General features: G+C 70.7%; 22 protein-coding genes. 16 read left to right on the top strand and 6 right to left on the bottom strand.

The window, feature by feature from the left end:
* Positions 1 to 47: 47 nt before the first annotated feature.
* The 8 genes from FSZ13_RS00330 to FSZ13_RS00365 all read left to right on the top strand — a co-directional run bounded on the left by FSZ13_RS00330 (position 48) and on the right by FSZ13_RS00365 (position 8,803).
* A complete protein-coding gene (locus FSZ13_RS00330) occupies positions 48 to 704 on the top strand; it encodes a hydrolase (protein ID WP_145477460.1) in 657 nt (218 codons plus the stop codon).
* A 2-nt stretch (positions 705 to 706) separates the two neighbouring features.
* Positions 707 to 1,114, top strand: coding sequence for a DoxX family protein (locus FSZ13_RS00335; RefSeq protein ID WP_145477461.1), 408 nt, complete (start codon positions 707 to 709; stop codon positions 1,112 to 1,114).
* A 125-nt stretch (positions 1,115 to 1,239) separates the two neighbouring features.
* Entirely contained in the window at positions 1,240 to 3,081 is a 1,842-nt protein-coding gene (locus FSZ13_RS00340) for an amidohydrolase (RefSeq protein ID WP_186308845.1), read from the top strand.
* On the top strand, positions 3,060 to 4,358 hold the full coding sequence (locus tag FSZ13_RS00345; protein WP_145477463.1) for an alginate export family protein: 1,299 nt from the start codon (positions 3,060 to 3,062) through the stop codon (positions 4,356 to 4,358). The genes FSZ13_RS00340 and FSZ13_RS00345 overlap by 22 nt, the downstream gene beginning before the upstream one ends.
* On the top strand, positions 4,352 to 5,992 hold the full coding sequence (locus tag FSZ13_RS00350) for an MFS transporter (protein ID WP_145477464.1): 1,641 nt from the start codon (positions 4,352 to 4,354) through the stop codon (positions 5,990 to 5,992). Before FSZ13_RS00345 ends, FSZ13_RS00350 begins: the two co-directional genes overlap by 7 nt.
* A gap of 61 nt (positions 5,993 to 6,053) precedes the next feature.
* Positions 6,054 to 6,830, top strand: coding sequence for a hypothetical protein (locus FSZ13_RS00355; protein ID WP_145477465.1), 777 nt, complete (start codon positions 6,054 to 6,056; stop codon positions 6,828 to 6,830).
* Between the two features lie 15 nt (positions 6,831 to 6,845).
* Positions 6,846 to 7,823 (top strand): zinc-binding dehydrogenase, encoded by a 978-nt coding sequence (locus FSZ13_RS00360; RefSeq protein ID WP_145477466.1) that lies wholly within the window; start codon positions 6,846 to 6,848, stop codon positions 7,821 to 7,823.
* Between the two features lie 62 nt (positions 7,824 to 7,885).
* Entirely contained in the window at positions 7,886 to 8,803 is a 918-nt protein-coding gene (locus tag FSZ13_RS00365) for a M14 family metallopeptidase (protein WP_145477467.1), read from the top strand.
* A 17-nt stretch (positions 8,804 to 8,820) separates the two neighbouring features.
* Here the strand turns inward: FSZ13_RS00365 and FSZ13_RS00370 are convergent, their stop codons facing one another.
* On the bottom strand, positions 8,821 to 9,972 hold the full coding sequence (locus FSZ13_RS00370; RefSeq protein ID WP_145477468.1) for an MFS transporter: 1,152 nt from the start codon (positions 9,970 to 9,972) through the stop codon (positions 8,821 to 8,823).
* A 55-nt stretch (positions 9,973 to 10,027) separates the two neighbouring features.
* On the bottom strand, positions 10,028 to 10,936 hold the full coding sequence (locus FSZ13_RS00375; protein WP_145477469.1) for a LysR family transcriptional regulator: 909 nt from the start codon (positions 10,934 to 10,936) through the stop codon (positions 10,028 to 10,030).
* A 98-nt stretch (positions 10,937 to 11,034) separates the two neighbouring features.
* Here FSZ13_RS00375 and FSZ13_RS00380 point away from each other — a divergent pair, with 98 nt between their 5' ends.
* Positions 11,035 to 11,796, top strand: a complete 762-nt coding sequence (locus tag FSZ13_RS00380; protein ID WP_145477470.1) for an SDR family NAD(P)-dependent oxidoreductase — start codon at positions 11,035 to 11,037, stop codon at positions 11,794 to 11,796.
* 79 nt (positions 11,797 to 11,875) lie between these two features.
* Positions 11,876 to 12,181 carry a DUF3817 domain-containing protein gene (locus tag FSZ13_RS00385; RefSeq protein ID WP_145478490.1) on the top strand — a complete coding sequence of 102 codons (306 nt, stop codon included), beginning with the start codon at positions 11,876 to 11,878 and terminating at the stop codon, positions 12,179 to 12,181.
* Positions 12,182 to 12,243: 62 nt separating this feature from the next.
* Here the strand turns inward: FSZ13_RS00385 and atpC are convergent, their stop codons facing one another.
* Positions 12,244 to 12,669, bottom strand: a complete 426-nt coding sequence (atpC, locus tag FSZ13_RS00390) for an ATP synthase F1 subunit epsilon (RefSeq protein ID WP_145477471.1) — start codon at positions 12,667 to 12,669, stop codon at positions 12,244 to 12,246.
* A gap of 249 nt (positions 12,670 to 12,918) precedes the next feature.
* On the opposite strand from atpC, the gene FSZ13_RS00395 reads away from it, so the two are divergent.
* The 6 genes from FSZ13_RS00395 to FSZ13_RS00420 are packed head-to-tail and all read left to right on the top strand — an operon-like array spanning position 12,919 to position 21,244.
* On the top strand, positions 12,919 to 14,064 hold the full coding sequence (locus tag FSZ13_RS00395; RefSeq protein ID WP_260844052.1) for an isochorismate synthase: 1,146 nt from the start codon (positions 12,919 to 12,921) through the stop codon (positions 14,062 to 14,064).
* Positions 14,061 to 15,701, top strand: a complete 1,641-nt coding sequence (locus FSZ13_RS00400; RefSeq protein ID WP_145477473.1) for a (2,3-dihydroxybenzoyl)adenylate synthase — start codon at positions 14,061 to 14,063, stop codon at positions 15,699 to 15,701. The genes FSZ13_RS00395 and FSZ13_RS00400 overlap by 4 nt, the downstream gene beginning before the upstream one ends.
* Complete coding sequence (locus FSZ13_RS00405; RefSeq protein ID WP_145477474.1) at positions 15,701 to 16,336, top strand: isochorismatase family protein; 636 nt, start codon at positions 15,701 to 15,703, stop codon at positions 16,334 to 16,336. The genes FSZ13_RS00400 and FSZ13_RS00405 overlap by 1 nt, the downstream gene beginning before the upstream one ends.
* Positions 16,333 to 16,596, top strand: a complete 264-nt coding sequence (locus FSZ13_RS00410) for a phosphopantetheine-binding protein (protein ID WP_145477475.1) — start codon at positions 16,333 to 16,335, stop codon at positions 16,594 to 16,596. The genes FSZ13_RS00405 and FSZ13_RS00410 overlap by 4 nt, the downstream gene beginning before the upstream one ends.
* Complete coding sequence (locus FSZ13_RS00415; protein WP_145477476.1) at positions 16,593 to 20,486, top strand: non-ribosomal peptide synthetase; 3,894 nt, start codon at positions 16,593 to 16,595, stop codon at positions 20,484 to 20,486. Before FSZ13_RS00410 ends, FSZ13_RS00415 begins: the two co-directional genes overlap by 4 nt.
* Positions 20,483 to 21,244 carry a 2,3-dihydro-2,3-dihydroxybenzoate dehydrogenase gene (locus FSZ13_RS00420; RefSeq protein WP_145477477.1) on the top strand — a complete coding sequence of 254 codons (762 nt, stop codon included), beginning with the start codon at positions 20,483 to 20,485 and terminating at the stop codon, positions 21,242 to 21,244. The genes FSZ13_RS00415 and FSZ13_RS00420 overlap by 4 nt, the downstream gene beginning before the upstream one ends.
* Before the next feature lie 3 nt (positions 21,245 to 21,247).
* Here the strand turns inward: FSZ13_RS00420 and FSZ13_RS00425 are convergent, their stop codons facing one another.
* The 3 genes from FSZ13_RS00425 to FSZ13_RS00435 are packed head-to-tail and all read right to left on the bottom strand — an operon-like array spanning position 21,248 to position 24,751.
* Positions 21,248 to 21,835, bottom strand: a complete 588-nt coding sequence (locus FSZ13_RS00425) for a DUF2894 domain-containing protein (RefSeq protein ID WP_145477478.1) — start codon at positions 21,833 to 21,835, stop codon at positions 21,248 to 21,250.
* Positions 21,825 to 22,472, bottom strand: coding sequence for an OmpA family protein (locus FSZ13_RS00430; RefSeq protein WP_145477479.1), 648 nt, complete (start codon positions 22,470 to 22,472; stop codon positions 21,825 to 21,827). Before FSZ13_RS00430 ends, FSZ13_RS00425 begins: the two co-directional genes overlap by 11 nt.
* Positions 22,469 to 24,751 (bottom strand): DUF802 domain-containing protein, encoded by a 2,283-nt coding sequence (locus tag FSZ13_RS00435; RefSeq protein WP_145477480.1) that lies wholly within the window; start codon positions 24,749 to 24,751, stop codon positions 22,469 to 22,471. Before FSZ13_RS00435 ends, FSZ13_RS00430 begins: the two co-directional genes overlap by 4 nt.
* Between the last annotated feature and the right edge of the window lies 1 nt (position 24,752).

Below are 24,752 nucleotides of genomic sequence, written 5' to 3' on the forward strand. Positions count from 1 at the left end.
GCGCTGGTGCGCTCACTATCTGCCTACCCCTCCTGCAAGGATTCCCGATGACCACCGCCACCGCCGTTCCCGGCCGCTCGCTGCTGTCGCCTGCCGACCACGCGCTCGTGCTGATCGACTTCCAGTCGCAGATGGCGTTCGCCACCCGCACCATCGATATCGCCGCGCTGCGCAACAACGTGGCACTGGTGGCCAAGGGTGCGGCCGGCTTCAAGGTGCCGGTGGTGCTTACCACCGTGGCTGAAAAGTCGTTCTCCGGCCCGCTGTTCCCCGAGTTGCCGGCGATCTTCCCGGGCCAGAAGGTGCTCGACCGCACCACCATGAACAGCTGGGAAGACCAGCCGGTGATCGATGAGATCAACCGCATCGGCAGGCAGCGCGTGGTGCTCGCCGGCCTGTGGACCAGCGTGTGCATCGTCGGCCCGGCGCTGTCGGCCATCGAGCAGGGCTTCGAGGTGTACGTGATCACCGATGCCTGCGGCGACGTCAGCGACGAAGCGCACGAACGCGCGGTCACCCGCATGGTCCAGGCCGGCGCGGTGCCGATCACCTCGGTGCAGTACCTGCTGGAACTGCAGCGCGACTGGGGCCGCTCGGCCACCTACGACCTGACCACCGGCATCGCCCGCGAACATGCCGGCGGCTACGGCTTGGGCATCCAGTACGCCAAGGCGATGTTCGGCGCGCAGGAAGGCGGCCACTGAGCATGGCCGCCAGCACCACCGGCCTGGATTTGGGGCTGCTGGTGCTGCGGCTGGGCGCCGGAGGCTTCCTGCTGCCGCACGCGCTGGGCAAGCTGTTCGGCTGGTTCAACGGCCCCGGCCTGTCCGGGTTCGCCGACGAGCTGCGCGGGTTCGGCCTGCCTGCACCGGCACCTGCACCGCTGCTGCTGGCGGTGCTGCAGGTGCTGTGCGGGGTGGCGGTGCTGCTGGGTTGGCAGACCCGCATGGCGGCCTCGGTCGCGGCGCTGTTCCTGGCCACCACCGCCGTGCTGGCCCTGCCCAAGGGCTGGTTCTGGATGCGCGGCGGCGTTGAATACCCGGTGTTCTGGACGCTGGCGCTGTGCGCCGTCGCCCTGGCCGGGCCCGGCGCCCTGGCGCTGCAGTCCCTGTGAGCGGAGCGCCGCCCATGTCCCCTGATCCGCAATCGCCTGCACGCCGCGAGCTGCTGCTGGGCGCCGGCGCCGCGATGGCGCTGGGCCTGGCCGGTCGCGCGCTGGCCACTTCACCGGAGAACCCCATGACCCCGCTGCTCATCCGCAATGCCCGCATCACCACGCTGGACCCGCGCCTGCCGCAGGCCGATGCACTGGCCGTGGTGGACGGGCGCATCGCGGCGATCGGCGCCGAGGCCGAGGTGCGCGCCGGGCTCACCGGCGCCACGGTGATCGACGCCGGCGGCCGCCGGCTGGTGCCGGGCCTCAACGACAGCCATACCCACCTGATCCGCGGCGGGCTGAACTACAACCTCGAGCTGCGCTGGGACGGGCTGCGCTCGCTGTCCGATGCGATGGCCATGTTGAAGGCGCAGGTCGACATCACCCCCGCACCGCAATGGGTGCGCGTGGTCGGCGGCTTCACCGCCGAGCAGTTCGCCGAGAAGCGTCTGCCCACCCTGGCCGAGCTCAATGCCATCGCCCCCGACACGCCGGTGTTCCTGCTGCACCTGTACGACCGCGCACTGCTCAACCGTGCCGCGTTGCGCGCCTGCGGCTACGACCGCAACACCCCGGACCCGCCAGGCGGGCAGATCGCGCGCGACAGCCTGGGCAACCCTACCGGCCTGCTGCTGGCCAAGCCGAACGCGCTGATCCTGTACGCCACCCTGGCCAAGGGACCGCGCCTGCCGATCGAGTACCAGGCCAATTCGACCCGGCATTTCATGCGCGAACTGAACCGGCTCGGCATCACCTCGGTGATCGACGCCGGCGGTGGCTTCCAGAACTACCCGGAGGATTACCAGGTCATCGAACAGCTGCACCGCGATGGCGAACTCAGCGTGCGCATCGCCTACAACCTGTTCACGCAGAACAAGGGCAGCGAAGTGCGGGACTTCCAGCAGTGGAGCGAAATGCTGGCGCCGCGCCAGGGCGATGACCTGCTGCGCCACAATGGCGCCGGCGAAATGCTGGTGTTCTCCGCGGCCGACTTCGAACTGTTCAACGAGCCGCGCCCGGAGCTGCCGGCCGGGATGGAGCCGGAGCTGGCCGAAGTGGTGAAGCTGCTGGTGGAAAAGCGCTGGCCGTTCCGCATCCACGCCACCTACGACGAGAGCATCACCCGCATCCTTGACGTGTACGAGCAGGTCAACCGCGAGATACCGTTCGACGGCCTGCACTGGTTCATCGACCACGCCGAAACCATCACCCCGCGCAACATCGACCGGATCCGCGCGCTCGGCGGCGGCCTGGCGATCCAGCACCGCATGGCCTACCAGGGCGAAGCTTTCGTTCAGCGCTACGGCGCCGAGGCCGCGCGGCACACGCCGCCGGTGCGGCGCATGCTGCAGGCCGGGTTGCCGGTCGGCGCCGGTACCGACGCCACCCGGGTGGCCAGCTACAACCCGTGGGTGGCGCTGTCCTGGCTGGTGACCGGCCGCACCGTTGGCGGGCTGGCGCTGTATGGCGAGGAAAACCTGCTCGAGCGCGAGGAAGCGTTGCGCCTGTGGACCCAGGGCAGCGCCTGGTTCTCCGGCGACGATGACCGCAAGGGCACGTTGGCAGTGGGCCAGCTGGCCGACTTCTGCGTGCTGTCGTCGGACTTCTTCGCGGTAGCGGACGCCGCGATCGCCGACATCACCAGCGTGCTGACTGTGGTCGGTGGGCGGGTGGTGTACGGCGACGGCGACTTCGGCCCGCTGGCGCCCACCCTGCCGCCGGCCATGCCGGACTGGTCACCGGTGAACCGCTTTGGTGGCTATCACGTGGGCGGCGTCGCGACCGGGCTGGTGGCCCGGGCGCACGTGCATGGCGCCGGCGGTTGCCGCACGCATGCGCACGGCCACGCGGCAGCCCACCCGGTTCCCACCGACGCGCCGAACGCGTTCTGGGGCGCGCTGGGATGTTCGTGCTTCGCGTTCTGAGCCTGGCGCTGGCGACGGCCTTGCCGTCGCTGGCGGCCGCATGTGAGGACGGGTCGAGCGGCCGCTGCGTGGCGCTGGACGGCGCTGGCGAGCTGCAGCTGGATGCGTCGCTGCGCCTGCGCGGCATGTATTACGACCCGACCCGCTTCGGCATCGGCGGCAGCGAGGATGGCTATGGCCTGCTGCGCGCGCTGGCCTCGGCGGCGGCGCGGCGCGGCGCCTGGGATGGAATGGTGCAGCTCGGCGTGCACGCCGAACAGGGCCGCAAGGGTGGGCCGGGTGGGACCGATCGTGGCGCGCTGGACCTGCAGCAGGGCTATGTGCGTTGGCAGGGTGAGCGACTGGGCTGGCAGCTCGGGCGCCAGGAAGCGGCCTATGGCAGTTCGCGGCTGCTGTCGGTGCGCGACGGGCCGAACATCCGGCTGGCGTTCGATGGCGTGCGCGGGCGCTGGCAGCAGCGTGGACTCACCCTCGACCTGATCGCATTGCGCCCGGTGGATAACCGCAGCGGTGCGTTCGACGACCCCAGCGACCGCGGCCAGTTCCTGGTGGGCAGCTATGCCACCTGGCAGCACGGGCGACCGGGCAACGGCCTGGACCTCTACCTGCTCGGCTACGGCCGCGACGACGCACGTTTCGCCACCGCGAGCGGCGATGAACGCCGCCGCTCGCTGGGCGCACGCTGGTTCGCGTCGCACCCGCGCTGGGACAGCAACATCGAAGGGGTTGCCCAGCGAGGCACGTTGTCGCGCGCGCAGGACGCCCTGGCGATCCGCGCCTGGACCCTGGCCAGCGACAGCGGCCTGCGCTGGCCGGCGCGGCGCTGGCAGCCGCGGCTGGGGCTCAAGCTGGACATCGCCAGCGGCGACCGCGATGCGCACGACGGCCGCTTGGGTACCTTCAATGCGCTGTACCCGAAGTCGGCCTACTTCAGCGAAGCCAGCCTGCTGGCACCGGCGAACCTGGTCGATGTGCAGCCGACCCTGACCCTGAGCCCGCGCGCGGGCCTCAGTACCGAAATCGGCTGGCAGCTGGCGTGGAAGCACCGCCGCAGCGATGCGGTGTACACGACCCCGGCGCCGTTGGCGGCGGTGCCCGGTACCGCCGGCACGTCGCGCCGGATCGGCCAGCAATACAAGTGGGAAACCACCTGGCAGGCCAGCGACCACTGGACCTGGAAAGGTCAGCTGGCCTGGTTCGATGCCGGCCCCGGCCTGCGCGAGGCCGGGGGCAGCGACACCCTGTTTGCATCGGTAGTAGGAGCATGGCAATGGTAGAGACACACGAAAACGCGGCCCCTGGCGCCTGGTCGCCGCTGAAGATCCGGCTGTTCCGCGCCATGTGGCTGGCGATCCTGGGCAGCAATGTCGGTACCTGGGTCAACGACGTTGCCGCAGCGTGGGTGATGGCCGAGCGCACCGGCTCGCCGCTGATGGTGGCGCTGGTGCAGTCCGCGACCACGGTACCGGTGGTGCTGCTGGCGCTGGTGGCCGGCACCCTGGCCGACATCGTCGACCGTCGCCGCTACCTGCTGTTGACCCAGGGCTGGATGCTGCTGGTGGCGGCGACATTGGCCACCCTGACCGGCCTGCAGCTGCTGAGCCCGCCGCTGCTGGTGGCGCTGACCTTCGCCATGGGCTGCGGCGCGGCGATGGCGATGCCGGCGCAGGCCGCCATCGTGTCCGAACTGGTGCCGCGGCCGATGCTGGCGTCGGCAGTGGCGTTGAACTCGATCGGGATCAACATCGCCCGCTCGCTGGGGCCGGCCATTGGCGGCCTGATCGTGGCCCAGCTCGGCGCCGGCTGGGCGTTCGGCCTCAACGCCCTGAGCTTCGGCGCGATGCTGTGGGTGCTGTTCAACTGGAAGCCCGAGGCACAGGCCTCCAGCCTGCCGCCGGAAGGCTTCGGTGCCGGGCTGCGCGCCGGCCTGCGCTACGCGCTGCGCGCCGGTCGCCTGCAGGCGGTGCTGGTGAAGTCGGCCGGGTTCTTCTTCTTCGCCAGCGCGGCCACCGCGCTGCTGCCGCTGGTGGTGCGCGGCGAGATGAGCGGTGGTGCGGGTACCTATGGCCTGCTGCTGGGCTGCATCGGCATCGGTGCGGTCAGCGGGGCGTTGCTGCTGCCGCGGTTGCGTGCGCGCCTGGACCGCGACCTGCTGGTGCTGCTGGCGACCCTGGCCTGCGCAGCAAGCCTGTTCGGGCTGGCCTGGCTGCGGAGCATGGCGCTGCTGCCGCTGGCCATGCTGGTCAACGGCTTCGCCTGGATCACCGTGTTGTCTTCGCTGCAGATCGCCGCGCAGACCGCGGTGCCGGCCTGGGTGCGGGCCCGCGCGCTGTCGCTGTACATCATGGTGTTCTCGCTCGGCATGGCGGCCGGTGGCCTGAGCTGGGGCAGCATCGCGCAGCGCACCTCGATCCCGTGGGCATTGACCCTTGCCGCGATCGGCGCGGTGGTCGGTGGCCTGCTGGTGTGGCGGGTGCGCATCGCCGGCAGCGAGGACCTCGACCTGCGACCCACCGGGCACTGGCCCGCGCCCGAACTGGCGGTACCGGTCACGCATGATCGCGGCCCGGTGCTGGTGACCGTGGAATACCGGATCGACGCGGACGACCGCGCGGCGTTCCATCTGCTGCTCGGTGCCCTGGGGCGTACCCGGCGCCGGGACGGGGCGGTGATCTGGGGCGTGGCCGAGGACGTCGCGACGCCCGGCATCCACCTGGAGTATTTCGTGACCGCGTCGTGGATCGAACACCTGCGCCAGCATGCGCGGGTCACCGCCGAAGACCGCGCGCTGCAGGAGCAGGTGCGCGCGCTGCACCGCAACGAGCATGCCCCGATCGTGCGCCATTTCGTGGGCGGTACGGGGGCACTGGCGGCGCTGCACGCAGGCCACGAACCGCACGCACTGGGCTGACCATGCCACCGTTTTAACCGCAGAGCGCGTATGGTCGGCGCTCTTTGAGAGGAGCAGGTGCATGCGCTGGATCGTTCTGTTGGCCGCCTTGGCCATGCCGCTGGTGGCGTGGCTGTCCCAGACCGGTGCGTTCGGTCCGACCAACGGTGCGATATCCGACCGCTATCCCACGCTGCTGGTGGCAGCCGGCTATGCGTTTTCGATATGGGGCCTGATCTTCCTGTGGGACGTGGCGTTCGGGCTGTGGCAGCTGCGCCGGCGCCGGCCCGATGAGATCGCCGGCGTGCGCGGCTGGGCGGCGCTGGGTTTCGCCCTGACCGCGGCGTGGATGCCGGTATTTTCCCAGCAGCTGTTCCTGCCGGCGCTGGCGATCATATGGGGCGCGCTGGCATGCCTGCTGGTCGCGGCAGTGCGCGCCGCCCCTCCGATCGCCAGCGCCGGGCAGCGCGCGTTCGCCGCGTATCCCCTGGCCCTGCATGCCGGGTGGTTGACCATGGCGGCCTTCCTCAATACCGCGCAGGTGATCGTCGCCTACCAGTGGCTGCCGACCGGCAACATGCTCTCGTGGAGCGTGGTGCTGCTGGCCATGGCCACGCTGCTGGCATGGGTGATGAACCAGCGCCTGCGTGGGCACTTCGCCTATCCGGCGGCGGTGCTGTGGGCGCTGGTCGGGGTCTACGTTAAGCAATCCAGCTGGCGCCTGCCCGGTGCCGACACCGTGGCCGTGCTGGCCCTGGCCGTGGCCGCGCTGCTGGTCCTGCAGACCCTGCTGCTGCGGACGCGGGCCTGGCGCGCGCCGCGCGTGGGCGTGGTTGCCGCACACCGCCACCGTCGCTGAAGAGGAGAACACACCATGCGCGCAGCACTGCACGAACAGTTTGGCGATCCCACCGAAGTCCTGCACGGCGGCGAGGCGCCGACCCCGCAGCCCGGGGCGGGCGAGGTGCGGGTGCGCACCGTGCTGGCACCCATCCACAACCATGATCTCTGGACCGTGCGCGGGCAGTACGGCTACAAGCCCACGCTGCCGGCGATCGGTGGCAGCGAAGCCACCGGCGTGATCGAGGCACTGGGCGAGGGCGTGACCGGGCTGCGGGAAGGCCAGCGGGTCAGTGCGGCGTCGGTGCACGGCACCTGGGCCGAATCCTTCATCGCGCCGGCAAGGATGGTCATCCCGATGCCGGACAGCATCGAAGACAACATGGCCGCGCAGCTGATCGCGATGCCGCTGAGCGCGTTGATGCTGCTGGAGTTCCTGCAGGTGGAAAAGGGCCAGTGGATCGTGCAGAACGCAGCCAACGGCGCAGTCGGCAAGGCGCTGGCGATGCTGGCCAAGGCCCGCGGCGTGCACTGCCTGAACCTGGTGCGGCGCGATGACGGCGTGGCGGAAATGCAGGCGCTGGGGATCGACCACACGGTGTCCACCGCGAAGCCGGACTGGATGGCGCAGGTGCGCGCCCGGTTGGGCGAGGGCGGGGCGACCGCAGCCGTGGATTCGGTCGGCGGCAAGGCCAGCGGTGAACTGGTCAGCCTGCTGGGCGAGAACGGCACGCTGGTGTCGTTCGGCTCGATGACCGGCGAACCGATGCAGATCGGTTCGGGCGATGTGATCTTCAAGCAGGCCACGGTCAAGGGTTTCTGGGGCAGCAAGGTCAGCCAGGCGATGGCGCCGGAGGACAAGCGCCGCCTGGTCGGCGAACTGCTGACCCTGGCCGCGGCCGGCGGCCTGAGCCTGCCGGTGGACGCGGTGTTCGGCCTGGACCAGATCGCGGAGGCCGCCAAGGCCAGCCTGCAGCCCGGCCGCAACGGCAAGGTCCTGCTGAAGCCATGACGGCAAGGCAAGCACACCCCGCACGCTAGAATCCCCCTGATCCAAATTCCACGAGCCCCATCATGAACGACCCCCGCTTCTATCCCATCGGCACCCCCGGCCAGCCCTGGGGCGCCGCAGAGAAAGCGGAATGGCGGACCCGGCAACTGCCGGTACGGCGCTACGCCGACGATGTGTTGCCGGTCATCGACGCATTGCGCGACCGCTTCGACGTGGTCCAGTACGGCACGCTCGATTACGCCCCGCACAGCTACCCGCTGTTCGCCGTCCGCAGCCGCGACTGGAACCCGGCGCTGCCGTCGGTGCTGGTCACCGGCGGGGTGCACGGGTATGAAACCAGTGGCGTGGAAGGCGCGCTGCAGTTCCTGGCCACGCGCGCGGCGGACTATGCCGGTCGTGCCAACGTGCTGGTCGCACCGTGCGTGAGCCCCTGGGGCTATGAGCGCATCCAGCGCTGGAATGCGGATGCGATCGACCCGAACCGTTCGTTCGTGGCCGACAGCCCGGCGCAGGAGTCAGCCGCGCTGATGGCACTGGTGGCGCCGCTGCGGGCGGGGATGGTGCTGCACATCGACCTGCACGAAACCACCGACAGCGACGAAAGCGAGTTCCGTCCGGCCTTGGCCGCGCGCGATGGCAAGCCGTTCGAACCGGGGCTGATTCCCGATGGCTTCTACCTGGTCGACGACACCGAAAACCCGCAGCCGGCCTTCCAGCAGGCGGTCAATGCGGCGGTGGAGCAGGTGACCCACATCGCCCCGGCCGACGAGCGCAACGAAATCATCGGCTCGCCGGTGGTGGCGCCGGGGGTCATCCAGTATCCGCTGAAGCAGCTGGGCCTGTGCGCCAGCATCACCGGCGCGCGCTATACGACCACCACCGAGGTCTACCCGGACAGCCCGCGCGCGACCCCGCAGCAGTGCAACGACGCGCAGGTCGCGGCGATCTGCGCGGCGATCGATTACGCGCTGGCGCATTGAGCGTTGCGGGCGTGGACCTACGCCTTCACCCAGCGTGCGGTGATGCCGACCAGCAGCAGGGCAACGGCAACGAGGCAGAAGGCGGTGACCAGGCTGCTGCCCTGGGCGACGAAACCGATCAGCGCCGGGCCGGCGAGGATGCCGGCATAACCGAGCGTGGTGATCGCGGGAATGGCCAGGCTTTCGGGCATGGTCTTCTGGTTGCCGGCCATCGAGAACAGCGCCGGCACGATGTTGGCGCAGCCGAGGCCGATCAGTGCGTAGCCCAGCAGCGCCGGCAGCAGGGCGCCGGCAAAGGTGGCGATGCCGAAGCCGGCCGCGGCCACGATGCTGCCCAGCAGGATCGCGCGCAGGCGGCCGAGTTTCGCCACGATGCCGTCGCCGACCAGGCGGGTGACCGTCATGGCGATGGCGAAGGTCATGAAGCCCAGCCCGGCGCGGTCCGGCGGCACCTGCTGCACTTCGTGCAGGAATACTGCGCTCCAGTCGAGCATGGCGCCTTCGGCGAGGAAGGCGACGAAACAGAGCACGCCGATTGCCAGCACCACCCCGTGCGGCACGGCGAATACCGGTGCGCCGCTGGGCGCACGGTCGCGGCGCCAGTACGGGACGGACAGCAGCAGCACCGCCACCATCGCCACCGAGGCCAGCACGCAGACCCACAGCGGCGGCAGCCGCAGGGCGAGCAGTGCGGTCATCGCGGCGGCGCCCACGGCCCCTCCGATGCTGTAGAAGGCATGGAAGCCGGACATCATCGGGCGACCACTGTCGCGCTCCACCATCACCGCCTGGATGTTCATCGTGCAATCGCAGGCGCCCACGCCGGCACCGAACACGAACAGCGCCAGGCCCAGCGTCCACGGTGAGGGAGCGATGGCCAGCAGGGGCAGGCTCGCCATCACCATCAACAAGGTGGCGATCATGACCGCGCGGCAACCGTGGCGTGCGGCAAGGATCCCGGCCAACGGCATCGCCAGCAGCGAGCCGGCGCCCAGGCACAGCAGCACCAGGCCCAGCGCGCCTTCGTCCAGTCCGGTGCGGGTCTTGGCGAACGGCACCAGCGGTGCCCACGCTGCGGTGGCGAAACCGGGCAGGAAGAACGCGGCGCGGGTGGCGTGCTGTTCGGCGCGCTGGCGGGTTACGGGCAGGACATCGGGCGGTGATCGCATGTTGCTGGAAGCGTTGACATCGGGGCTGCCAAGCTTACCTGCACCTTCCCGCAGGTCACGACCTTCGTGCCAGCTCCGGCGCAAGCAGCGCTGCTACCCAGTCCATGAACGCAGCGACACGGCGCGGCAGATGGCGCCGCTGCGCATACAGCAGGGTCACCGGCATCGGTTCGGCGACGCAGTCCGGCAGTACTTCCACCAGCGTGCCTGCGGCCAGCGCCGCCCGCGCGCCCAGCCGCGGCACCTGGATGATGCCGAGCCCGGCCAGTGCCGCCGCGCTGTAGGCCTCGCCGCTGTTGACGGTGATGGCACCGCGCATCGGCACGCTGCGGTAGGCCTGGCCATCGTGGTACTCAAAGCCGGGCGAGCGCTGGCCCAGCGTGCCCACGTAATGCACCAGCGCATGGTGGGGCAGGTCCTCCACCGAGTGCGGCACCCCCTGTGCCGCCAGATAGGCCGGACTGGCGCAGTTGACGATGTGCATCACCCCCAGTGGGCGCGCCACCAGCGTGTTGTCGTCCAGCGGGCCGACCCGGACCACGCAGTCGAAACCTTCGCGGACCAGGTCGACGCGGCGGTCGGTGCCGCTCAACTCGATCTCCAGCCCCGGGTGCCGGGCCAGGAAGTCCGGCAGCCGTGGGATCACCAGCTGCCGGGCCAGCCCGCTGGACATGTCCACCCGCAACCGGCCCTTGAGCTGGCCCGTGTCGCGGCGGAACATGCCCTGCAGGTCTTCCATGTCGTCGAGCAGATCGCTGGCGCGCTGCCGGAACTGCTCGCCGTCGGCGCTCAGGCGGACCCTTCGGGTAGTCCGGTGCAGCAGCTGCACACCCACCTCGGCTTCCAGCCGTTGCACCGCCAGTGAGACGCTGGCCTTGGGCAGGCCCAGCTGCTCGGCGGCAGCGGTGAACGAGCCGAGTTCGGCGACCCGGAGAAAGCTGCGGAGGTGGTCGAGGCGGTCCATGGATTGTTCGCCGTGGTTGGACAGTTAAATCAGGATCGCGCGATTTATGCGATCCGGCAATGCCAATAGTCTGATCGCACCCCAACCGGAGCACTCCCATGACCACTTCTTCCCGCATCGTGCTGATCACTGGCGGCAGCCGCGGCCTGGGCCGCAACGCCGCCCTCGCACTCGCCGCAGACGGCGCCGACATCGTGCTGACCTATCGCAACCAGGCGGACGCCGCGCAGGCGGTCGTCGCCCAGATCCAGGCGCTGGGCCGTCGTGCCGCCGCGCTGCCGCTGGACATGGCCGACAGCGCTGGCTTTGCCGGCTTCGCTACGGCCGTGCAGGCGCAACTGCAGGCCTGGGGCGCGAGCGGCCTGCAGGGGCTGTTCAACAACGCCGGCGAAGGCCTGTATGCCGGTTTCGCTGACACCACCCCGGCCCAGTTCGACGAACTGGTGGCCGTGCACCTGAAAGGTCCGTACTTCCTGACCCAGGCGCTGCTGCCGCTGATCGCCGATGGCGGCCGCATTCTCAACGTGTCCAGTGGCCTGGCCCGTTTCTCGCTGCCGGGCAGTTCGGCATACGCGATGATGAAGGGTGGCATCGAGGTCTTCAGCCGCTACCTGGCCAAGGAACTGGGCGCGCGCGGGATCAGTGCCAACACGCTGGCACCGGGCGCGATCGAGACCGACTTCGGCGGCGGGCATGTGCGTGACAACGCCGACATCAATGCGATGGTCGCCGGCAACACCGCGTTGGGTCGCGCGGGCAAGCCTGACGATATCGGGCCGGTCGTCGCCGCGTTGCTGTCGCCGCGTACGGGGTGGATCAACGCACAGCGCGTGGAAGCGTCCGGCGGCATGTTCGTCTGAGCTCGAACGCGTCGCACGGCGCCGGTATGATGGCCGGCCTTGCCGTTCCTGCGGGATTCCCTTGCGCGCTTCCGTTCCGATGCACCCGATGGGTCGTGTGTTTGCCGTCGTCGCCCTGTTCGAGGCGTTCACCTGGGCCGGGCTGCTGGTCGGCATGTACCTGAAGTACCACGCCGCCGTGCCGACCACGGCCGGCGTGGCGCTGTTCGGGCCGGTGCATGGGCTTGCCTTCATGGTCTACGTGGTGGTCACCGTGCTGGCCGCGGTCAAGCTTCGCTGGCCGTGGTGGGCGGCCGTGCTGGCGCTGCTGGCCGCGGTGCCGCCGCTGGTGACGCTGCCGCTGGAGTGGTGGTTCAAACGCCGCGGGCTGCTCGCCCGGCGCTGATCGGCAGCGCCCCCGGCGCTACTTCCAGGGCACCCCGCGCAGCTGCAAGGCGCGCTGCTGCATCAACTCCGCGCGCGCTGCTGCATCAGCTCCGCGTGCACGCGCGCATAGTCTTCGTCGGTGAAGGCCACGGCCATCGGCGAGCGCGCGGCCTCGGCAGCGACGCGGGCGCGTGCCTGGTCCAGGTCCTCGCTGCGCAGGGCGAGGTCGGCCATCACGATCACCTTGCCCGGCTGCACTTCCACGTAACCGCCGGTCACATACACCTGCAGCGGCGGCTCGGCGCCGAGCGGATACACCGACACCATGCCTTCGCGGAGCGTGCCCAGCAGCGGCGCGTGCCGGGCCATCACCCCGAACCGGCCCTCGCTGCCGGGCAGGCTCACCTCGCGCACCTCACCACTCCACAGTTCACCGGCCAGGCTGATGATCTGCAGCGACAGGCCGGGTGCGTGGTCGAACGCGGCGGGTGGGGAAGGTGAGGCCATTGCCGGAAGCTCTGGACGCGGTGGCCCCAGCTTAGTCATGTCGTGGCAAGGCGGTGTGGATCCCGCTGGATGAACGCAACCGCGCTACGACGCGCAAAGCCAAATGCGAGCTGTTACCATTTGACACGATAGCCACGCCGGTCCTTGAATCGACGAAGCCGAATCAATCGAACGCCCGCCCCTGTGCGGCGCGTTGTCCTTTCTGATCGGTCGTGGTGGTGCATGCGTTCAACTCCCGTCTTATCCCGCTTGCCGGCCCCGGTTTCGTCGGCGCAGTTCCGGCTGCGCCTTCCGGACCGCACGCTGGACGCGCGCGGCTGCCATGCCGCGCTGCCGAGCGGTGGGACCGCCACGCTGGAGGCGCGGGTACGCGCGTTCTTTGCGCGCCAGCACGACGGGCCGCCGCTGCTGGTGGGCCTGTTGCCGTTCGATCCGGACGGCGACGACGCGATCTACCAGCCCCGCTCGCTGGAGACGGCGGCGCCGGACGCGGCGACGTCCGCCATGCCGTTCACCGGCGTCGTGCAGGCCGAGCCTGGCGCGGTCCAGTACGCCGACGCGGTCCGCAAGGCGCTGGCCACCCTGCGCGACGACGCCAGCGCGCTGAAGAAAGTGGTGCTGGCGCGCACGCTGCGTGTGCGCGAGCGCACGACGATCGACGCGCGTCGCCTGGTCGGGCGGCTCGAGCAGGATCCGGAAGCGATGACCTATCTGTGCCCGCTGCCCGTGGAAGCGGGCGACGCACCGGCCTGGCTGGTCGGCGCCAGTCCGGAACTGCTGGTCTCGCGTCGCGGTCGGCAGGTGCTGTCGCACCCACTGGCCGGTTCGGCCCGGCGTCGCGCCGATCCGGACGAGGATGCGCAGGCGGCTCGGGATCTGCTGTCCTCCGCGAAGGACCAGGATGAGCATCGCTACGTGGTCGAGTCGATCGTGGCAGCGTTGCGCCCGTACTGCGAGCGGATCGATGCCGCGGCGCAGCCAACGCTGCACGCCACCCCCACGCTGTGGCACCTGGGCACCCGCATCGTAGCCTCGCTGCGTGATCCGTCCACCCCGGTTGCCGCGCTGCTGGCGGTGCTGCATCCCACGCCCGCGGTCTGCGGCACGCCGACCGCACTGGCGCTGCAGACGATAGCGGCGCTTGAGCCGGTGCAGCGCGGTTTCTACGCCGGCGCGGTCGGCTGGATGGACGCGCAGGGCGATGGCGACTGGTACGTGGCGATCCGCTGCGCGCGGGTGCAGGGCCGGGAAGCGCGCATCTACGCCGGGGCCGGCATCGTGGCCGACTCGGATCCGGCCGCGGAAGCCGCCGAGACCGGAGCCAAATTCGGGGCGCTGCTGGCTGCGCTTGGCGTCGACGCCGCCCTGCCGATCGAACAGGGAGATTTCCGATGAACACCTTCGCCGCGCCGCTGCGCCAGGTCTGGCCGCCGGCCCTGGTCGCCCGCTATCGCGCCGCCGGCTACTGGCGCGGCGAAACCTTCCCCGGCTTCCTGCGCGAGCGCGCGGCGCAGTTCCCCGATGACGTGGCCGTGGTCGCTGGCGACGTCCGCCTCACCTACGCGGGGCTGTGGGAGGAAGCCGGCAGGATCGGCGCGGGCCTGCTGGCGCACGGGCTGGTGCGGGGCGACCGGGTGGTGGTGCAGCTGGGTAATACCGCCGCGTTCGTCAGCGTAGTCTGCGGCCTGTTCCGCGCCGGGCTGGTGCCGGTGTTCGCGCTGCCGGCGCACCGCTTCGCCGAAGTGTCGCATGTGCTGCGCACGGCCGAAGCGAGCGCGTACATCGCTGCGGCCAGCTACGACGGATTCGACTACCGTGCGCTGGCGCGCGAGCTGCAGGCGTCGCTTCCCACGCTGCGGCACGTGCTGATCGAGGGCGATGCCCAGGAATTCAGCGAGGTGGCAGGGTTGGCCGGGGACGCGCGGGCGCTGCCGCCCGACCCGGATCCGCAGTCGGTGGCGTTCCTGCAGCTCTCCGGTGGCAGCACCGGCCTGTCCAAGCTGATTCCCCGTACGCACGACGATTACCTGTATTCGTTCCGCGCCAGCAACGCGATCTGCGGCATCGACCGTGACAGCGTGTACCTGGTGGCGCTGCCGGCCGCGCACAACTTCCCGATGAGCTCGCCGGGCTTCTTCGGCGCGCTGTACGCCGGTGCGCGGGTGGTGCTCAGCCCCGGTGCCGGGCCTGACACGGCGTTTCCGCTGATCGCGCGCGAGCGGGTCACCTGCGTCGGGCTGGTCCCACCGCTGGCACTGCTGTGGGCACAGGCGGCCGGCACCACCGCGCATGACCTGTCCAGCCTGCAGGTGCTGCAGGTGGGCGGCGCAAAGCTGGTCCCGGAAGCGGCGCGGCGTGTCATCGACGGCCTGGGCTGCCAGTTGCAGCAGGTCTTTGGCATGGCCGAAGGGCTGGTCAATTACACCCGCCTGCACGATCCGCTGGAGTGCGTGCTCACCACCCAGGGCCGTCCGATCTCGCCGGACGACGAGGTGCTGGTGGTAGATGACCACGGCCACCCGGTCGCACCAGGCGAGGTCGGCCACCTGCTTACCCGCGGTCCGTACACCATCCGCAGCTACCACAACGATCCCGGCGCCAATGCGCGCGCCTTCACCGAGGATGGCTACTACCGCACCGGAGACATGGTCCAGCAGCTGCCAGGCGGCTACCTGGTGGTGCAGGGCCGTGCCGGCGACCACATCAACCGCGCCGGCGAAAAGATTTCCGCCGAGGAGATCGAAGACCACCTGCTCGCGCACGCCAGCGTCTTCGACGCGGCGGTGGTGTCCATGCCCGATCCGTACCTGGGCGAGCGCAGCTGTGCCTTCGTCATCACGCGCGGCGAGCGCCCCACTGCCGCCAGCCTGAAGGCATGGGTGCGCAGTCGCGGTCTTGCCGCCTTCAAGGTGCCGGACCAGGTGGTGTTCGTGGACGCCTTCGGCACCACGGCGGTGGGCAAGGTCAGCCGCCGCGAACTGCGTGCGCAGCTGCGCGCGCGCCATATCGAACAGACAGGAGAACCGCGCTGATGGCGCTGCCCACCATTCCATCCTACGCGCTGCCCACGGCGGCCGAACTGCCGGCGCCGCGTGGGCCCTGGCAGCCAGAGGCCGGGCGCATCGCCCTGCTGGTGCACGACATGCAGCGCTACTTCCTGGCCGCCTTCGGCGCGGAGGTTGCGCCGCTGGCGCCGGCGGTGGCCAACATCGCCCGGCTGGTCGCGCAGTGCCGGGCGCAGGGCATACCGGTGTTCTACACCGCCCAGCGCGGCAACCAGGACCGGCGTGACCGCGGCCTGCAGGCGGACCTGTGGGGGCCGGGCATGCAGGCGATCAGCGAACACGAGGCGATCATCGATGCGCTGGCACCTGCCGACGGCGACCACGTGCTGGTCAAGCACCGCTACAGCGCCTTCCAGCGCAGCAACCTGGAGACGATGCTGCGCGCCCGCGGCCGCGACCAGCTGCTGGTGACAGGCGTGTATGCGCATATCGGCTGCACCGCCACCGTGGTCGAGGCGTTCCAGCGCGACATCGAAGCGTTCATCGCTGCCGACGCGGTGGCTGACTTCTCGCGTGCGGACCACGACCACGCGCTGCACTGGATCGCCCGCACCTGCGGCGTCCCGATGACCACCGACCAGCTGCTGGAGCGCCTGGCATGACCGACACCACGTCCCCCACGCCGTTGACCTTGGAGCGCATGCGCGCCGACGTTGCCGGCATGCTCGGCGAAGCGCCGGATGCGGTCGGCGATGACGATCACCTGATGGACCTGGGCCTGGATTCGATGCGCGTGCTCGGGCTGGTGCTGGCCTGGAGCGAAACCGGCATCGCGCTGGAGTTCGGCCAGCTGGCCGAACACACCACGCTGTCGGGGTGGTGGCAGGTGGTACAGCAGTTGCAGGCCCGCGCGGGCGCATGACGCACCCGGAACGGCAGCCGCTGAGCGAGGCGCAGACCGGGCTGTGGTACGCGCAGCGGCTGTCGGCGACCCCGGCCGCGTTCAACACCGCCCACGTGGAGTGGTTCGACGGCGCACTGGACGTGGCGCGCTTCCGCGCCGCGGCCGACGCAGCGGCCAGCGAGGCCGAGGCCCTGTGCCTGCGCATGGCCGAGGACAGCGCGGGCGTCCCGCAGCAATGGCTGGACCCCGCGCATGTTCCGTTGCTGCAGGTGGTGGACCTGTCGGCACGACACGACCCGGTGCAGGCGGCGCGGCAGGCGATGCAGGCCGATCGCCTGCAGCCGGTCGATCCCGGCCGCGACCGCCTGGCCCTGCAGCAGCTGTTCGTGCTCGGGCAGCAGCGCTTCGCGTGGTACCTGCGCGTGCATCACCTGGCCACGGACGGCTACGGCATGGCGTTGTTCAGCGCCCGGGTATGTGCGCTGTACGCCGGCGACGCTACCGATGCGCTGCAGCCCGTGCACGCGGTATGGAGCGAAGATGCGCTGTATCGCCAAAGCGAGCGCCGGGTCGCCGATGCCGGCTACTGGCGCACGTACCTGCAGGGCGCGGCACCTGTCGACGCGCTGGGCGCGGGCAGCGGCTCGGCCAGCGCCGACGTGCTGCGCCTGACCGACGCGGTGGACGCGCCCCTGCGTGATCGGCTGCTCGCGGCGGCACGGGAGATGGGCCAACCGTGGCCGGACCTGCTCACCGCGTTGACCGCCGAGTACTGCCGGCGGTTCGCCGCCAGCGACGAACTGACGGTGGGCGTGCCGTACATGGGGCGGTTGGGCAGCGCGTCGGCGCGGGTGCCGGCGATGGTGATGAACGTGCTGCCGTTGCGTGTCCAGGCGGGCGCCGACGAGCGCGTGGAGGACAGGGTCCGCGACACCGCACGGGCGCTGGTGCGCGGCCGACGGCATGGTCGCTATCGCGGCGAACAGCTGCGCCGTGACCTGGGACAGGTGGGCCTGCAGCATCGCCTGTACGGGCCGCTGGTGAACGTGCAGCCGTTCTACCGGCCGCTGCCTTGGCCGGGCGTCGACGCGCAGCTGGAGGTGCTGTGCACCGGGCCGGTGGACGACATCAGCTTCGGCTTCCGTGGCGATGCGACCACCGCGCTGGACCTCGAGATCGAGGCCCACCCGCAGCAGCACACGCTGCCCGCGGTGCAGGCGCACGCGCGGCGCCTGCTGCATTTCGTATCGGCCGCGCTGCAGGTGCAGGCGCGCGGCGGACGGCTGGACGAGGTTGCCCTGTGCACGCCCGCCGAGGTGGAGCAGTGGCTGCACACGGTCAATGCCACGCAGCATGCGCTGGCGGATGTCACGCTGGCTGCGCTGCTGGAGGCGGGCATGCGCGCGTCGCCGTCAGCCACGGCGCTGGTGTTCGACGGTCAAACGCTGAGCTACGCCGCGCTGGAACAGCGCAGCCGGGCGCTGGCCCTGCAGCTGCAGGCGCTGGGCGTAACGCGCGAGTCGCGGGTGGTGGTGGCATTGCCGCGTTCGATGTCGCTGGTGATCGCGCTGGTGGCGGTGCTGCGTGCGGGCGGCGCGTACCTGCCGGTGGACCTGGAGCACCCCGATGCCCGGCTGCAGAAGATCCTGGCCTCGGCGCAGCCGCAGTGCGTGCTGGCCGAGGCAGGGGACGCGCCGCGTTTCGCCGGGAAGCAGGTGCTCCCTCCAAGCCAGTGGTCGACCCACGCCGATGCGCCGCTGCGTGACGATGTGAGCCCGGACGACGCGGCCTACGTGATCTATACCTCCGGTTCCACCGGCGAGCCAAAGGGCGTGCTGGTGGAGCACCGCGCCATCGTCAACCGGCTGGAGTGGATGCGCGTGCAGTTCGGGATCGGATCGCAGTCGCGGATCCTGCAGAAGACCCCGGCCACCTTCGACGTCTCGGTCTGGGAGTTCTTCCTGCCCCTGATCAGTGGGGCCACGCTGGTGGTCGCAGCACCGGGGCTGCATCGCGATCCGCGGGCGCTGACGCAGCTGATAGTGGCCGAACGGATCACCACCGTGCATTTCGTGCCGTCGATGCTGGAGGCGTGGCTGGGCGTTCCCGAGCCGGGCGGACTGGCGCTGCGGCAGGTGTTCACCAGCGGCGAAGCGCTGGACGCGCGGCTGCGCGACCGCTTCCACGCGCGCGTGCAGGCGGAACTGCACAATCTGTACGGGCCGACCGAAGCCGCGGTGGATGTCAGCTGGTGGCCGGCGTCGCCGGAGGATCGTTCAGACCCGGTGCCGATCGGCTACCCGGTCTGGAACACGCGTCTGTATGTCCTCGACGCGCAGCTGCAGGCGCTGCCTGCCGGCGTGCCGGGCGACCTGTACCTGGGGGGCGTGCAGCTGGCGCGCGGCTACCTCGGACGCGACGATCTCACCGCCGGCCGTTTCCTCGACGACCCGCACCTGCCGGGCGGCCGGATCTACCGCACCGGCGACCGCGCCCGCTGGCGTGGCGACGGTGCCTTGGAGTATCTCGGGCGCAGCGACCACCAGGTCAAGCTGCGCGGCCTTCGCATCGAGCTGGGGGAGATCGAAGCCGCATTGCGCAGCGTGGCCGGCGTTGCCCGTGCCGAGGTGTTGCTGCGCGACGGCGACGCGGGCATCCCGGCGCGGCTGGTTGCGTATGTCTCCGGTGACGCGCTGGAACCCGACGCGCTGCGCCGCCAGCTGGGCACGCAGCTGCCGGCGTACATGGTGCCGGCCGCCATCGTCGTCGTGGATGGCTGGCCGGTGACCGCCAACGGCAAGCTCGACCGCGGCGCGCTGCCGCTGCCGGATACCGACCTGCCGGGCCGCCGCGCCGAAACACCCTCGGAGCGTGCGCTTGCCGCCCTGTTCAAGCAGGTACTCGGGCTGGCCGAACCCGCTGCGGCGGACGCCGACTTCTTCGCGCTCGGCGGCGATTCGCTGTCGGCGGTCCACCTGCTGCTGGCGATCCAGCAGCGCTGGCGGCACGACCCCGGGCTGGGCGCGGTGTTCGCCGCACCCACCGTGGCCGCGCTGGCGGCGCGGCTGGATGCACCGGTGGCCGCGGCCGACCATGGGCTGGGACCGGTGATCGAACTGGCGCGCGGCGAGCCGGGCCGGGCGCCGCTGTTCGTGATCCACCCGGCGGGCGGCATCGCCTGGAACTACCGTGGGCTGGCGCGTGCGCTGCACCCGGCGCGCGACGTGCACGGGCTGCAGTCGCCCGCGCTCGATCCGACCCGACCGCTGCCCGCCAGCATCGATGCGCTGGCCGCCGACTACGCATCGCGCATCCTCGCGCTGCAACCACGTGGTCCGGTGCACCTGCTGGGCTGGTCGGTGGGCGGCATCATTGCCCAGGCGATCGCCGTGCAGGTCCAGGCCCGGCAGCGCGAGGTGGGCGCGCTGGTGCTGCTGGACGCCTACCCGAGCGAATGCTGGCGGGCCGAGCCCGAGCCCGACCCGGTGGCGGCGCTGCGGGCGTTGCTGGCCATTGCCGGCCATGATCCCGAGCGCCACCCCGAACTGGACAGCCGCGAACGCATCGTCGCGTTCCTGCGCCAGGGCGACAGTGCACTGGGCAACCTGCCCGGGCACGTGCTCGACGGCGTGGTCCGTGCGGTGACCGGCACCAATCGCCTGATCCGCGAACATCACCATCGCCGCTTCGACGGCACCCTGGTGCACGTCCGCGCCGGCCTTGACCACGCACGGCGCCCCCACCTGCAGTCGGCGCTGTGGCAAACGCATGCGGCGAGGGTGGAGGCGCTGCCCTTGCCGTTCCTGCATGCCGAGCTGACCGGGCGCGACGCCGTGGCGCAGCTGGCGCCGTGGCTGTCGGCACGCCTGCAGCAGTGGGACCTCCCTTCACCGAAGGACCGAACATGAAACTCACCGGATTCGATGGCACCCTGGCGCTGGTCACCGGCGCTGCCGGCGGCATCGGCGTTGCGCTGGTCCGCCAGCTGCTGCACAGCGGCTGCGTGGTGGTCGCGACCGATCTCGCGCTGCCCGACCTGCCGGCCCACCCGCGACTGCATGCACGCGTGCTGGACGTGACCGATCCGGCCGCGGTCGACGCGCTGGTCACGGCGACGGAAGCGCAGTGGGGTCCGATCGGTTTCGGGATCAGCGTCGCCGGCGTGCTGCAGGTTGGTGCGGTGACCAGCATCGACGACGCGCAGTGGCGCCGCGTGTTCGCGGTGAATGCAGACGGTGTCTTCCACCTGGGCCGCGCCCTGGCGCGGGTGATGACACCGCGCGGGCAGGGTGCCATCGTCACGGTGAGCTCGAATGCGGCCGGCGTTCCGCGCCATGGCATGGCCGCCTATGCGGCATCCAAGGCGGCCGCCACCATGTTCACCCGCTGCCTCGGCCTGGAACTGGCGCCGCACGGCATCCGCTGCAACATCGTCGCGCCGGGGTCCACGCTGACCCCGATGCAGACCGGGATGTGGGCCGATGCCGATGGCGCGCGGCAGGTGATCGACGGCAACCCGGCGACCTACAAGGCCGGCATTCCGTTACTCAAGCTGGCCACCCCGGACGATATTGCACGGGCGGTGATGTTCCTGCTCTCCGACGAGGCCGGCCACATCGCCATGAGCGACCTGTATGTGGACGGCGGTGCAACGCTGCGCGGCTGAGGCCTACGACCTGCGCCGCGCCCGCGGCTTGGCGGGTGCGCGGCCGGGCGCGCTGTCGCGGCTGGGCAGGGTGCCGCGCTGCTGCATCTGTTCCAGCCAGGCCAGGTTGTCCACGTAGGCAAGGAAGTGCTCCAGGTACGCGGGGGAGACCTCGCCCATCCAGCCCAGTGCACGATGCACCAGCACGCTGGAGTTCAATGGACCGCCGTCGCTGGGGGCCTGTGCCAGCGTCTGCCGGACCTGGCCGGCAGTACGCAACGCCGCCCACGCGCTGCGGAACTCGGCGAGGGCAGGCAGTGCAGGGTAGTCGGGATTGTGCGTCGGGCGAGGCTGGGCCAGCGCGGCCAGTGTGTCCGGCGTTCCAGCGGTCTTCGGTAGCGCCGTGGGAACCGGCGCGGCAGCCATGCGTTCGGCGTAGGCGGCCAGCAGTGCTTCCAGGCGAGCGTCCAGCACGCCGCGCAGCGAACCGCTGGCCAGCTGCGCGCGCCGCTGCAGCGCTTCCAGGAACGCGAACTGCACCGGATCGAGGCGATCCAGCTGCTGCCCGCGCCACTGCGCGAGCCGGTCGGCGTCGGCGCGGTTACCGTCCATCGCCCGCCGCGGTCGGTTTCGGGCGCGGAATCGGCGCCATCTCCACGCGTCGGTTGCGCGCCCGGCCTTCTTCGTCGGCGTTGGAGCCCACCGGTTGTTCGGCGCCGAAAGCGGCAGCGAACACCGACCCGGCCGGCACGCCTTCGGCGATCAGGGTGCGGGTCACGGTCAGCGCGCGCTCGGCCGACAGTTCCCAGTTGTCGGCGAACTGGCGGTTGCTGTCGCGTACCGGGCGGTCATCGGTGAAGCCGCTGACCATCAGGATTTCCTCGCGCGAGGACAGATACCCGGCCAGCGGCGCGGCCAGGCTGCGCAGCAGCTCGCGGCCTTCCGGCTGCAGCTGGTCGGAATTGAGCGCGAACAGCACGCTGCCACGGATGCCGATGCGGCCATCCACCAGCGTCACCCGCCCGGCGGCCAGCGGGCCGGCCAGGGCCTGTTCCAGGGTCTGGCGCCGTTTCGCTTCGGCCTGGCGCTGCGCCACTTCCTCATCGAGGCGATGCGACAGCTCCAGCTGCAGTGCCACCACGCCGACCAGGATCAGCACGAACGCGCCCAGCAGCACCGACATCAGGTCGCCGAAGGCGGCCCAGATCGGCGCGCCGGTGTCGCCTTCCAGTTCGATCTCGTCGCTCATGCGGTGGCCGTTCCGGCGCTGCGGCGGCGGCCGGCCAGCTGCTGCAGTTCTTCGATGATCTGCTGCTGCGAGAGCACGCTCAGGTCGATCACTTCGCGCGCCTGGGTCACGTAATAGGCCAGCTGCTCATCGCTGCGGGTCATCGACGCGTCCAGCGCGCCGGCCACCTGCTGCAGCTGTTCACCCAGCCCGCTGCTGGCGGTGCCGAAGCTCTGCATCGCGGTACCGAACGCCTCGGCCAGGCTGGCCACTTCCACCGCGCTGCCGCTCAGTTGCGCGGCCACGCCATCCAGCTTGCCGGTCTCGGCAGCGATGTGGTCGGTGAACTGCGTGCCCACGCGCTCCAGCAGATCGGCCGAGGTGCTGACCAGCGCGTCCACGGCGGTGCGCTGTTCGGTGGACGCGTGGTTGACCGCATCCAGCAGCGTTTCCAGCGTGGCCAGCAGGCGGGTGCGTTCGTCGAGCATGGCGGTGTCGCGGACCATGCTGTCGGACAGCTTCTGGCGCAGTTCGGCGACCACTTCGGCGGCCGCCTTCGGGGCTTCCGAGGCGAGCGTGACCAGTCGCGAGATCTCGCTGATGGTCTCGGCCGCATGCGCCTGCGCCTGCGTGCCGATCTCGTGTGCGGTACGCGACAGGGTTTCGCAGACCGCCTGCTGGCTCGCCGCAACCTGCGCACCGTTGTCGGCCCATTGCTGGCCGAGCTGTTCCGACAACTGCGTGAAGGCATCGCTCCAGGTGGCCAGGCGCTGCGCGTCGCGGGCTTCCAGACGATCCTGCAGGCCGCTGTGCGAGGCCTGCAGGCCATCCACCAGCGAACGCGCATGGCCATCGAAGCTGGCGGTGGCGGCGACCAGTGCCTGCTGGTTGCGTTCGGCCAGTTCGGCGTTCACCGACTGCTGGCCCTGCAGCGCATCGCGCCACGCCTGCGCGTGGGTGCTGGCGCTGCTGTCCATGCGCTCGGCCACGGTGTCGACCCAAGCAGCCAGACGCGTACCAACCGAATCGAGCAGGCGGGCACCGTGCTCCCCCTGCAGCTGGCTGAAACCCTCAAGCGTGCTGCGCAGATCGCGGGTAAGGGCGGCATGACGCTGCTCCTGTTCGGTCTGCGCCCCGGTCCATGCATCCACGCTTGCGTCGAGACGGGCGGCCAGGGTTTCCAGCAGCTGCACGGCACGCTGGTCGTGCTGTTCGCTGAGCGTGGCCAGGGTAGAACGCAGTTCTGCCGACAGGGTGTCGTGTGCCTGCTTCTGACTGCTGAGCGCAGCGTTCCAGGTCTCGCAGGTGGCGGCGCGGCTGGCCTCGAAGCCACTGGCCAGGCCGTCAAGCTGCGCACGCACGGCATCGCCTACCGTGGCCTGCAGGGCCGTGGTCTGCTGGCTGATGCCGGCCATGGTCTCGGCCATGATCGGCTGCAGGGCCTCGCCGACCGCACGCGCACTCTGCGCGACGCTGGCCTGCAATGCCTCCTGCACCGAACCGGCCAGGCGCTGGTGGGCGGCCTCGGCGCGGGCATGGAAGGCGTCCTGGCTGGCCGACAGGCGTTCGCCCGCCGCGCCGCTCTGCGCTTCGATCGCCGCGCTCATCGCCTCGAGGCGGTCGACCAGGGCCGGCATCAGGCCGGCCTGCGCCTGCAGCAGGCGGAACGCTTCGGCACGCTGCCAGGCCTGCGAATGCACGTGCAGGGTGGTGGCGATGCGGGTGTCCAGCTGCTGCACCACCTGCAGGCGTTCACGCCGGCACAGCGCGGCGAGCAGGCCGAGCATCGCCGAGGTGGCGACGCCGGCGATGGAGGTGCCGAACGCCACCGCCAACCCTTCCACCGGCGCACCGAGCGAGCCGCGGATGGCCTGCAGGTCGGTCGCGCTGCCCAGCGCCAGGCCGGTGCCGCGCAGGGTGGCCATCATGCCGAGCAGGGTGCCGAGCATGCCCAGCAGCACCAGCAGGCCGACCAGGTATGGGGTCAGCACCGGTGCCGGCAGCGCCACGCGCTCGCCCTCCACCCGCAGCCGCACGGCATTGCGCAGTGCATCGGGCACGCGCGCCAGCCACTCGCCCAGGCGCGCCGGCGCCTCGGCGGCATCGGCCACCGCCAGCGCCAGCGCCGAAGTCGCCTGCCGGTAGCGGTGCAGTTCCACTGCACCGGCCACGTAACAGGCGGCGATCACCAGCGCCACCGCCATGCCGACCGGGTTGCTGCCGACATAGCCGGCACCGATCCAGCACACCGCCAGCAGGCCGGCAAGGAAAACAACGAGGTAGAGAGGAGTTCTGAACATG

This window comes from Stenotrophomonas rhizophila (genome assembly GCF_007667275.1).
GTDB classification, from domain to species: Bacteria; Pseudomonadota; Gammaproteobacteria; order Xanthomonadales; family Xanthomonadaceae; genus Stenotrophomonas; species Stenotrophomonas maltophilia_AE.

Excerpts from the sequence above, each read along its gene's own strand:
- FSZ13_RS00360 (WP_145477466.1), top strand. The coding sequence starts at position 6,846 with ATGCGCGCAGCACTGCACGAACAGTTTGGCGATCCCACCGAAGTCCTG.
- FSZ13_RS00405 (WP_145477474.1), top strand. The coding sequence starts at position 15,701 with ATGGCGCTGCCCACCATTCCATCCTACGCGCTGCCCACGGCGGCCGAA.
- FSZ13_RS00355 (WP_145477465.1), top strand. The coding sequence starts at position 6,054 with ATGCGCTGGATCGTTCTGTTGGCCGCCTTGGCCATGCCGCTGGTGGCG.
- FSZ13_RS00410 (WP_145477475.1), top strand. The coding sequence starts at position 16,333 with ATGACCGACACCACGTCCCCCACGCCGTTGACCTTGGAGCGCATGCGC.
- FSZ13_RS00400 (WP_145477473.1), top strand. The coding sequence starts at position 14,061 with ATGAACACCTTCGCCGCGCCGCTGCGCCAGGTCTGGCCGCCGGCCCTG.
- FSZ13_RS00335 (WP_145477461.1), top strand. The coding sequence starts at position 707 with ATGGCCGCCAGCACCACCGGCCTGGATTTGGGGCTGCTGGTGCTGCGG.
- FSZ13_RS00435 (WP_145477480.1), bottom strand. The coding sequence starts at position 24,751 with ATGTTCAGAACTCCTCTCTACCTCGTTGTTTTCCTTGCCGGCCTGCTG.
- FSZ13_RS00380 (WP_145477470.1), top strand. The coding sequence starts at position 11,035 with ATGACCACTTCTTCCCGCATCGTGCTGATCACTGGCGGCAGCCGCGGC.
- FSZ13_RS00425 (WP_145477478.1), bottom strand. The coding sequence starts at position 21,835 with ATGGACGGTAACCGCGCCGACGCCGACCGGCTCGCGCAGTGGCGCGGG.
- FSZ13_RS00340 (WP_186308845.1), top strand. The coding sequence starts at position 1,240 with ATGACCCCGCTGCTCATCCGCAATGCCCGCATCACCACGCTGGACCCG.
- FSZ13_RS00370 (WP_145477468.1), bottom strand. The coding sequence starts at position 9,972 with ATGCGATCACCGCCCGATGTCCTGCCCGTAACCCGCCAGCGCGCCGAA.
- FSZ13_RS00330 (WP_145477460.1), top strand. The coding sequence starts at position 48 with ATGACCACCGCCACCGCCGTTCCCGGCCGCTCGCTGCTGTCGCCTGCC.
- FSZ13_RS00385 (WP_145478490.1), top strand. The coding sequence starts at position 11,876 with ATGCACCCGATGGGTCGTGTGTTTGCCGTCGTCGCCCTGTTCGAGGCG.
- FSZ13_RS00430 (WP_145477479.1), bottom strand. The coding sequence starts at position 22,472 with ATGAGCGACGAGATCGAACTGGAAGGCGACACCGGCGCGCCGATCTGG.
- FSZ13_RS00350 (WP_145477464.1), top strand. The coding sequence starts at position 4,352 with ATGGTAGAGACACACGAAAACGCGGCCCCTGGCGCCTGGTCGCCGCTG.
- atpC (WP_145477471.1), bottom strand. The coding sequence starts at position 12,669 with ATGGCCTCACCTTCCCCACCCGCCGCGTTCGACCACGCACCCGGCCTG.
- FSZ13_RS00415 (WP_145477476.1), top strand. The coding sequence starts at position 16,593 with ATGACGCACCCGGAACGGCAGCCGCTGAGCGAGGCGCAGACCGGGCTG.
- FSZ13_RS00345 (WP_145477463.1), top strand. The coding sequence starts at position 3,060 with ATGTTCGTGCTTCGCGTTCTGAGCCTGGCGCTGGCGACGGCCTTGCCG.
- FSZ13_RS00375 (WP_145477469.1), bottom strand. The coding sequence starts at position 10,936 with ATGGACCGCCTCGACCACCTCCGCAGCTTTCTCCGGGTCGCCGAACTC.
- FSZ13_RS00365 (WP_145477467.1), top strand. The coding sequence starts at position 7,886 with ATGAACGACCCCCGCTTCTATCCCATCGGCACCCCCGGCCAGCCCTGG.
- FSZ13_RS00420 (WP_145477477.1), top strand. The coding sequence starts at position 20,483 with ATGAAACTCACCGGATTCGATGGCACCCTGGCGCTGGTCACCGGCGCT.